We start from the raw sequence: 8,941 nt of genomic DNA on the forward strand, positions 1-8,941 counted from the left end.
CCGCGAAGGTCACTGCTTGTTCTTCCGGCGACCACTGATCAGGAAGCCGGCGCCGACGCCCGCCGCGAGGCCGGCGCCGATGATCCACCAGATACCGGCGTTGTCACCGCCCACGACCTCCTTCTCGTCCGCCTCGGCGGCCGGGGCGGGGGCCTTCGTGGACGCGGGCGCGGGACCGGTCGAGCTCAGCAGGCTGACCAGGTCGGAGCTGCCGAAGTGGCGCGGGTCGGCGCCGTAGGCGTTCGCGGCGAGGATCAGCTGGGCGTAGGCGGCGGGGCCACCCGCCTTGGCCCAGGCGGAGGAGTTCTTCTCCAGCCAGGTGAGGGAGGCGGCCGCCTTGTCCTTGTGGCCGGCCGCGGAGAGCGCGACAACCGCGTCCGCGGTGTTGCCGAAGTCGGGCTGCGGCGCCGGGTCGGCCGCGCCGGGCATCGGCGCGGTGTCGAGGTGGCCGGTCCTGGCCAGGGCCGTGGCGAGGTAGGCCGCGCCGTTGCGGGCCGACTGCTCGGGCGTCGCGGGGTCGGCGCTGACGCACTTCGGGGCGCCGCCCGGCTTGGGCCCGCTCACGACCAGCCCGCGTCCGAGCCCGCCGAGCACGGCGGCCGCGGTGGCGTCGCCGTTCGCGACGAGCTTGCCGGCCTTGTCGGGCTGGTAGGCGAAGGCACCGCCGCCGGTCTTGTCCGTGCAGGGGATGGCGAACGACACGAGCGCGTCGTACGGCGACTTCCCCTTGGCGGACTTCATGGCGGCCGGACGGGCGTCGGCGGCAGCGAGGGCGCCGATGACGATCCCCGTGGAGTTGGCGTCGGAGGGGAACCCGGGGTTGTAGCCCCAGCCGCCGTCAGCGTTCTGCACGGACTTCAGCCAGTCGACGCCCTTGGCGACCTGCTCCTTGTGCCCGCCGAGCGCGCTCAGCGCCTGGAGCGCGGCGGAGGTGGCGTTGGAGTCCAGCATCGTCTTGGCGTCGCAGGGCTTGGCGGGGTCGGCGCGGAACGAGGCGAAGCCGCCGCTCGCGCACTGCTGCCCGGCCAGCCAGGACACCGCCTTGGCCGACGGGACCACCTTCGCCACGTCCTGGGCGAGGAACGCCAGCGACTGCCGCCACACACCGTCGTACGTCGGGTCCGTCGTGCCGTAGAGCCCGTCGGGAATCACGGGTGCGGGAGCGGGGGACGGCGCGGCGATCGCTGCCGGGGCGCCTGCCAGGGCGCCGCAGAAAACGGCGGAAGCGGCGGTGAGCGCGGCTGCGCTGCGACGGATGGTCATGGCGGGCGGTGCCTCTCCTGCGGGGAGCCGGGCACGGGCACACTGGGGCGCCGGGCTCCGGCCCCGTATTCCTCGACGGTGCCTCCGCCGACGGATTCAGGTCCCGACGGCAGGAGCCGGTCATGTCCCGGTACGAGGCATTCCGGCTCACCGCCCACAGCGGGCGGCTCACGGTTGCGGGTCAGCGCCGGATTCGCACCGGCTTCCCCTCGTACGGGGCTGATGACAACGGGCTCACTCTACCGGCCCACACGCGCACGGCCCCTGGGAGCCTGTAGGGGCGTGGGTCACAGGGTATGTGTCGCACGGTCACGCAGCCGTCCCAAGCTCACACCGCCACGTAGGTCACCGGCTCGCTCCCCTGCACCGCCTCCGCCCTGCCAAGCTTCACCAAGCGCCGCAGATGCGATTCGGCCTCCGAGACCGCGATGTTGCGCGAACCGTAGGGGATCCGGTCCCAAGGGCGGTTCCACTCCATCCGCTCGGCGAGCTGCCAGGGCGTGAGCGGGGTGGCCAGCAGCGCGAGCAGCCCGGTGAGCCGGGACTCGTGGTGGGTGAGCAGCTCCCGCACCCGGGCCGGGGCGTCCGTGAAGGGGTGCTGGTGTGCCGGGAGCACTTCGGCGACACCGAGCCGGCCGACGCGTTCGAGGGAGGCCAGGTAGTCGCCCAGTGGGTCGGTGACGGTGGTGTCGTCGGGGTCCTCGTACAGGCCGATGTGCGGGGAGATCCCGGGCAGCAGGTGGTCACCGGAGAAGAGCCGGCCGTGGCCCGGGAGGTCGGCCGGGTGCTGCTCCTCGAGGTGGAGGCAGACGTGGCCGGGGGTGTGGCCGGGGGTCCAGATGGCCCGCAGTCGCCGGCCCTTGAGGTCGAGCAGCTCGCCGGGGGCGATCTCGCGGTCGGGCAGGGCGGCCCTGAGTCCGGGCAGGGTCCGCATCCTGCCCCCGGACCGGGCGGCCCGCAGTGGGGCCAGATGTGCATCGGGGGCCCCGGCCGCGGTGAGCTTCGCGGTCATGTAGTCCAGCCAGACGCCTGGGTCGGCGCCGCGGGTGCGGCGTACGACCGCGGTGTCGGCCGCGTGCATCGCGATCCAGGCACCGGACACCTCCCGTACCTGGCCGGACAGACCGTGGTGGTCGGGATGGTGGTGGGTGATGACGATGCCGTGGACATCGCCGACGGACGTGCCCAGCGCGGTCAGGCCCTCGGTGAGCGCCGTCCAGGAGTCCGGGTCGTCCCAGCCGGTGTCGACGAGGACGGGGCCGCGGTCGGTGTCGAGGACGTGGACCAGGGTGTGGCCGAGAGGGTTGTCAGGGATGGGGACCCGGAGGGACCAGACCCCTCCGCCGTGTTCCGTCACCTGTGACATGTGACTTCGTCCCCCTCCCGTAAGACGCGGGCACGGCTGCCGGTTCACCGGTCCACCGGCTCACTGTACCGAAAACTGACGAGCTGTCAGATTCGTTGCCGGATCCCTCTCATCGTCCGGCGACGAGGCCGGGCAGCGTGCGCATGTCGTCGAACACGACCGTGCCAGGACCCGTGAGCCGCTCGCCGGGCGTCAGGCCCCCGGCGTAACCGAAGGCCCGCATCCCCGCCGCGCGGGCGGCCTCGACCCCGGGCCGGCTGTCCTCGACCACCGCGCACGCCGCCGGGTCCGCACCCATCCGCTCCGCCGCGTACAGGAACAGATCCGGCGCCGGCTTTCCGCGCGCGACCTCGGTGGCGCTGAAGACGCGGCCGGCGAAACGTTCGTACAGGCCGGTGCGGCCGAGCGTGTGGCGCATCTTCTCGTGCGAGCCGCTGGAGGCGACACACGTGGGCAGGGCGATCGCGTCCAGGGCCTCGGGCAGTCCGTCGACGGGGCGGAGCCCGGCGTCGACCTCCTCGGCGTGCAGCTGCTCGAACCGCTTGTGCCAGAGCGCCGCGGTCTCCTCGCCGAGGCGCTCGGCGATCTGCCCGCGGATGGCGGCGTGCGAGCGCCCGATGAACCGCCGTACCACCTCGTCCTCGGTGAGCGGCCAGCCCAACTCCACGCCCAGGGCGACCTGTACGCGGGCGGCGATGCGCTCGCTGTCGACCAGCACGCCGTCGCAGTCGAATATCACGAGTTCAATGGGCTTGATCATGTCCGAGAGGTTAGACGCCAGCCTGGTCTCCTCCAACTAGAACTGGTATCAGTTCTGAAGCAACGTCAGGAACGTCCGAGACGCACAGCGGCAGCGCAGGAGGCAGCGTCATGACCGAGCTGGTCGAGCACGGAAAGCTGTTCATCGGCGGGGAGTTGGTCGATCCACTCGGCACCGGCACCATCGAGGTGGTCTCCCCGCACACCGAGCAGGTCATCGGACGCGTCCCGCATGCCACCGAGGGTGACGTGGACCGGGCCGTCGCCGCCGCGCGGCGGGCTTTCGATGAAGGGCCCTGGCCGCGTACGGCCCTTGAGGATCGGATCGCGGTCGTGAGCCGCATCAAGGACGCCTTCGCCGTACGCCACGAGGAGATCGCCCGCTCGATCAGCTCGCAGAACGGCTCCCCGTACTCCTGGAGCGTGCTCGCCCAGGCGCTCGGCGCGATGATGGTGTGGGACGCGGCCATCGCCGTCGCCCGTGACTTCACCTACGAGGAGCGCCGCAGCGGTGTGCTGGGGCCGATCCTCGTGCGCCGTGAGCCGGTCGGGGTCGTCGCGGCCGTCGTGCCCTGGAACGTCCCTCAGTTCGTGGCCGCCGCCAAGCTGGCGCCCGCCCTGCTCGCGGGCTGCACGGTGGTGCTGAAGCCCTCCCCGGAGTCCCCGCTGGACGCGTACATCCTCGCCGACATCCTCCGCGAGGCCGGGCTGCCGGAAGGCGTGGTGTCGATCCTGCCCGCCGACCGCGAGGTAAGCGAGTACCTCGTCGGCCATCCGGGTGTCGACAAGGTCTCGTTCACCGGCTCGGTCGCGGCCGGCAAGCGGGTGATGGAGGTCGCGGCCCGCAATCTCACCCGCGTCACACTGGAGCTGGGCGGCAAGTCGGCGGCGGTGATCCTGCCGGACGCCGACCTGGAGACCGCGGTGCAGGGCGTCGTCCCCGCGGCCTGGATGAACAACGGCCAGGCGTGCGTGGCCCAGACACGGATCCTCGTCCCGCACTCGCGCTACGACGAGATCGCCGACGCCTTCGCCGCCGCGGCGGGCGCGCTCGTGGTCGGGGACCCGCTGGACCCGGCGACCCAGGTCGGCCCCTTGGTGGCCGAACGCCAGCAGAGGCGTTCGCTCGACTACATCAGGATCGGCCAGGAGGAAGGCGCCAAGGTCCTCACCGGCGGCGGACGTCCGTCCGGTCTCGACCACGGGTGGTACGTCGAGCCCACTCTGTTCGGTGGTGTCGACAATTCCATGCGGATCGCCCGCGAGGAGATCTTCGGGCCGGTCATCTGCCTGCTGCCGTACGGGGACGAGGCCGAGGCCGCTGCCATCGCCAACGACTCCGACTACGGGCTCAGCGGCAGTGTGTGGACGGCGGACATCGAGCACGGGATCGACTTCGCACGCCGGATCAGGACGGGCACGTACAACGTCAACACCTTCAGCCTGGACATGCTCGGCCCGTTCGGCGGCTACAAGAACTCCGGACTCGGGCGCGAGTTCGGCCCCGAGGGCTTCGGCTCCTACCTGGAGCACAAGATGATCCACCTGCCCGCCTCGTACGGGAGCGGGAGCGGGAGCGGGAGCGAGGGCGGAGGCGAGAGCTGATGGGCGACCGCTGGCACGTCGAGGTCGACCGGGGCGTGTGCATCGGCTCGGGGATGTGCGTGAGCCACGCTCCGGGCGGCTTCCGGCTGGACTCCGCCCGGCAGTCCCACCCGGCGGAGCCGGACACGGACGCGAACGAGGGGATCCTCGCTGCGGCGGAGGGGTGCCCGGTGGAGGCGATCCTGATCACTCTTCCTGACACGGGGGAGCCTGTGTTCCCACCGGAGGAGTAGCCCGCGGGTGGCTTCGAGGCCTCGGGTCCGTGTTCCCGGTGCACCACATCCTGTCGGGGCCGGTGCGTCCGTCCCCGGTCGCCCCCGGACTTCGTCCCGGGGCCGTCTCGCGGCGCAGCGCCTGCTCCGTCCCCACGCGTCGGCGGCCTACTGTTGCGTCAGGTCGTCCCCGACCCGGCCTCGCCCCGTCCTGGCCTCCCCGGGTCAGGACCACCCGCGTTCCGGTGTCCGACCTGAACGACGACACCTACGACGAGTCGCCCGGACTGATCCAGATCGACATCACTGACCGCGGCCGGGTGTCACGGTTCACGCCGCCTTCTACCGCCTCCCCGTAGAAGTCCCTTCCCCCCTGCCAGCACCTCGACGACGGGTAGCCGCACAGCATCCTCCCCTGTTCCCCTCGCCGGGTTAAGGCTGTCGGGATCGGCGGGGGTCTCCGGTGCTGGATCGATGCGTGTTGGGCTTATCGGGTGTTCTCGATCGCTGTTCGAGGGTGTCGGGGAGGGGTGCGTGCGCGTTGTTGGGAGGGTGTGCGTTGCCCGGGCGGTTCTGCTGGTCATGAGGCTGAGTGACGTCAGGACGCGGTGGCGGGTTCGATGCCGGCTTGATGAAGCATGGCCCGATCGCTGTGCCGTCTTCCTCGCCGTGGGATGGATCGTCCCGTCAGCTCTGGGAGAGAGGGGCCGGGCGACGAGCCCCCTCACGTCTCTGCGGTGGTGTCGTCCGGGGCGCCTGGGTGTCCACGTCCCAGCGGTCTTGAGAAGAGGATGAGACGATGATGTCAGAGCGTGTATCGGGGAAGACGCCATGACCAGGCCGGTGCGGGGCCCGTTGGCGCCGGTGGTCGCGCTACTGATGGCGGCCGGGATGATTGTGGGACTGTTCCCCTCAAGCGCGTGGGCTGCGACGGCGACTTTCGCACCCCCGGTCGACTACCCCGTCGACGAATTCCCGCAATCAGTGGCGGTGGGTGACTTCGATGGTGACGGCGACCAGGACCTGGTCTCCGCCAACTTCATCGCGGACACGGTGTCGGTGCTGTTGAACAACGGCAACGGCACCTTCGCCACCGCGGTCGACTACCCGGTCGGCGACGGGCCGAGATCGGTGGTCGTCGGTGACGTCGACGGCGACGGTGACCTGGACCTGGTCACCACCAACTCGCAAGTGAGTACAGTCTCGGTGCTGTTGAACAACGGCAACGGCACCTTCGCCGCAGCCGTCGACTACCCGGCCGGCGGGGGCTCGTGGACGTCGGCCGTGGGGGATTTGGACGATGACGGTGACCTGGACGTGGTCACCGCCAACCTCACCACCGATACGGTGTCGGTGCTGTTGAACAACGGCAACGGCACCTTCGCCGCCCCGGTCGACTACCCAGCCGGCGACGGGCCGATCTCGGTGGCGGTGGGGGATCTGGACGGCGACGGTGACCTGGACGTGGTCACCGCCGACACGAACGGGAATACCGTGTCGGTGCTGTTGAACAACGGCAACGCTACCTTCGCCGCCGCAGTCGACTACGCCGTCGGCGACGAGCCTTTCTCGGTGGCCGTGGGTGACTTCGACAACGACGGTGATCTGGACGTGGTCACCGCCAACATCACCTCCGCTACGGTGTCGGTGCTGTTGAACAACGGCAACGGCACCTTCGCCGCAGCCGTCGACTACCCAGCCGGCGCCGACGCGATCTCAGTGGCTGTGGGGGACCTGGACGGCGACGGCAACCTGGACCTGGCGGTCGCCAACCCCCCTACGGATACGGTGTCCGTGCTCGCGGGCAACGGCGACGGCACGTTCGCCGCCCCGGTCGCCTATCCGACCGGCGATCGGCCCGTCTCGGTGGCGATCGGGGACTTCAACGGCGGCCTACCGGACCTGACCACCGCCAACCAAGACGGTGACACTGTGTCGGTGCTGCTCAACACCACTGCGCCTACGACACCGGTGATCACCAGCCCGGCCGACGGGTCCACCATTGACGACAGCACCCCCACCTTCACCGGAACCGGCGGGCCCGGTGACACGATCACCGTCACTGACGAGAACGACAACGTCATCTGCGTCGCCGTCGTCGACGACATGGGGAACTGGACCTGCACCGCTGCCGCTCCGATCCCGGACGGCGAGCACACCTTCACTCCCACCGCCACCAACGCCGAAGGCAGCACCACCGGCGAGCCGGTGACCGTGACCATCGACACGGTCGAGCCCCCCACCGCACCGGTGATCACCAGCCCGGCCGACGGATCCACCGTCACCTGCGGCAAATCCTCCCGCCCGTACCCCAGCGCGGCGGGCACCCGGAACGGCTGCCCGGTGACCTTCACCGGCACCGGCGGCCCCGGGGACACCATCACTGTCACCGACGAGAACGACAACGTCATCTGCACCGCCACCGTCGACGACACCGGCAACTGGACCTGCACCTCCCCCACCCCCGTCGCCCCCGGCGAGCACACCTTCACTCCCACCGCCACCAACGCCGAAGGCAGCACCACCGGCGAGGCGGTGACCGTGACCGTCACCGCACCGGACAAGCCGCACAAGCCGCACAAGCCATGGCCCCACAAGCCGTATAAGCCGTACAAGCCCCACCGACCCGGCCCCCGGATCCTCGCCGCTCCCACAACCCTGCGCTAACCCCACCAGCCAGGCACCACCCGGGGCCCGGCACCAAAACGCCAAGCGGCGACAAGAAGACCACATGTCGCCCCTGACACAGACGAATACCGGCCCAAGGGCGCCCAGGAGACTCGCCCCCCCCCACATGAGCCACCGGGCGCCCTTCGGCGTACCCGCTCAGCGACCGTGACCACAGCCCGTTCACGGTCATGACCGCTGCAAACCACCAGCCGGGTATGAGCGCCAACATCGGGCGACACGAGCCGCTTGCAGTGACGATCAACTCCCACCGCCTGCGGTGGCCCCGGTGCCGGTACCGATGGCAGCCGCCGCCGTTGTGCCTGCCATGAACGACGACACCTACGACGAGCCGCCCGGACTGATCCAGATCGACATCACCGCACGGACTGCGGACGCCGCCGCCCTCGTGTCGAGCAGCTCGGTGCGGAGGTGGCGATGGTGCCGTGGCTGGACGCGGCGATGGACGCGGACCAGATCATCGCGGCCGGGCTGGACAGCGAGGCGTGCGCGGTGTCCCGGGTGTGCACGTGCTGGCCTGGGCCTTGAACGGCGCCGTCCCGCCAGCGCTCGTCGGGCGGTTACCCCGGCCCCGGCGCGGCCCTGCCGCCGCCGCGGGGGACGACGGCCTGCCACTGCGGCGCACGCGCGTACACATCCCGTCAGCCGGGAGAGCCACTCACCGCCGAGGAGATCGAGCTCCGAGAACGGCTCCAGGCCCAGCCCCACCCGCAACGCCGAGCTGCGGTAGACCCACCCACGACCGGCCTCAAGGCCTTGATCACCGGCTTTGCGCCACGGTTGTAGCGCTTTACCCCATGGCCTTTCCCGTCCTCCCCGGGCTCCTGGGCGCACTGTCGATCTCGCGATCACCTCACAGGACGGCCCTTCGAGCGGGTGGTCCGAAAGCCAGGCTCACGTCAACCGGGCGGGGCTCTCTCGCTGCCGAGTGGACTCCGGCCCCTTGGTCCCACTGTCGCGCGTCAGACTTTGTGGCAGGGCTCGTTTCTTGCGGGCTCTGCTGATCTTGAAGGAGTCTGATCGTTCATGGTGAGGCCGCCGGTGCTTC

7 protein-coding genes and 1 riboswitch are annotated in these 8,941 nt (G+C 70.6%); of the genes, 3 read left to right on the plus strand and 4 right to left on the minus strand.

The window, feature by feature from the left end; translation table 11 throughout:
* Positions 1 to 9: 9 nt before the first annotated feature.
* From ABZ532_RS24785 to ABZ532_RS24795, 3 genes are all read right to left on the minus strand, one after another.
* A complete protein-coding gene (locus ABZ532_RS24785; RefSeq protein WP_361287742.1) occupies positions 10 to 1,263 on the minus strand; it encodes a prenyltransferase/squalene oxidase repeat-containing protein in 1,254 nt (417 codons plus the stop codon).
* A 136-nt stretch (positions 1,264 to 1,399) separates the two neighbouring features.
* Positions 1,400 to 1,471: riboswitch (cobalamin riboswitch) on the minus strand.
* Between the two features lie 120 nt (positions 1,472 to 1,591).
* Positions 1,592 to 2,629 carry an MBL fold metallo-hydrolase gene (locus ABZ532_RS24790; RefSeq protein ID WP_361287745.1) on the minus strand — a complete coding sequence of 346 codons (1,038 nt, stop codon included), beginning with the start codon at positions 2,627 to 2,629 and terminating at the stop codon, positions 1,592 to 1,594.
* Between the two features lie 109 nt (positions 2,630 to 2,738).
* Entirely contained in the window at positions 2,739 to 3,389 is a 651-nt protein-coding gene (locus ABZ532_RS24795) for an HAD family hydrolase (RefSeq protein WP_361287748.1), read from the minus strand.
* A gap of 110 nt (positions 3,390 to 3,499) precedes the next feature.
* Here ABZ532_RS24795 and ABZ532_RS24800 point away from each other — a divergent pair, with 110 nt between their 5' ends.
* The 3 genes from ABZ532_RS24800 to ABZ532_RS24810 all read left to right on the plus strand — a co-directional run bounded on the left by ABZ532_RS24800 (position 3,500) and on the right by ABZ532_RS24810 (position 7,872).
* Positions 3,500 to 4,993: an aldehyde dehydrogenase gene (locus ABZ532_RS24800; RefSeq protein WP_361287751.1), complete on the plus strand. Its 1,494-nt coding sequence runs from the start codon at positions 3,500 to 3,502 to the stop codon at positions 4,991 to 4,993.
* Positions 4,993 to 5,226: a ferredoxin gene (locus ABZ532_RS24805; RefSeq protein ID WP_361287754.1), complete on the plus strand. Its 234-nt coding sequence runs from the start codon at positions 4,993 to 4,995 to the stop codon at positions 5,224 to 5,226. Before ABZ532_RS24800 ends, ABZ532_RS24805 begins: the two co-directional genes overlap by 1 nt.
* An 810-nt stretch (positions 5,227 to 6,036) precedes the next feature.
* The gene (locus ABZ532_RS24810) at positions 6,037 to 7,872 is read left to right on the plus strand and encodes an FG-GAP-like repeat-containing protein (protein ID WP_361287757.1); all 1,836 of its coding nucleotides are present in this window, start codon (positions 6,037 to 6,039) and stop codon (positions 7,870 to 7,872) included.
* Between the two features lie 377 nt (positions 7,873 to 8,249).
* Here ABZ532_RS24810 and ABZ532_RS24815 read toward each other — a convergent pair whose 3' ends face one another.
* Complete coding sequence (locus ABZ532_RS24815; protein WP_361287760.1) at positions 8,250 to 8,402, minus strand: hypothetical protein; 153 nt, start codon at positions 8,400 to 8,402, stop codon at positions 8,250 to 8,252.
* Positions 8,403 to 8,941: the final 539 nt, after the last annotated feature.

The sequence above is a fragment of the Streptomyces sp. NPDC019396 genome (assembly GCF_040632375.1).
Taxonomy (GTDB): Bacteria; Actinomycetota; Actinomycetes; order Streptomycetales; family Streptomycetaceae; genus Streptomyces.

Coding starts and splice junctions, on each gene's coding strand:
- ABZ532_RS24805 (WP_361287754.1), top strand. CDS start 4,993: ATGGGCGACCGCTGGCACGTCGAGGTCGACCGGGGCGTGTGCATCGGC.
- ABZ532_RS24795 (WP_361287748.1), bottom strand. CDS start 3,389: ATGATCAAGCCCATTGAACTCGTGATATTCGACTGCGACGGCGTGCTG.
- ABZ532_RS24810 (WP_361287757.1), top strand. CDS start 6,037: ATGACCAGGCCGGTGCGGGGCCCGTTGGCGCCGGTGGTCGCGCTACTG.
- ABZ532_RS24785 (WP_361287742.1), bottom strand. CDS start 1,263: ATGACCATCCGTCGCAGCGCAGCCGCGCTCACCGCCGCTTCCGCCGTT.
- ABZ532_RS24790 (WP_361287745.1), bottom strand. CDS start 2,629: ATGTCACAGGTGACGGAACACGGCGGAGGGGTCTGGTCCCTCCGGGTC.
- ABZ532_RS24800 (WP_361287751.1), top strand. CDS start 3,500: ATGACCGAGCTGGTCGAGCACGGAAAGCTGTTCATCGGCGGGGAGTTG.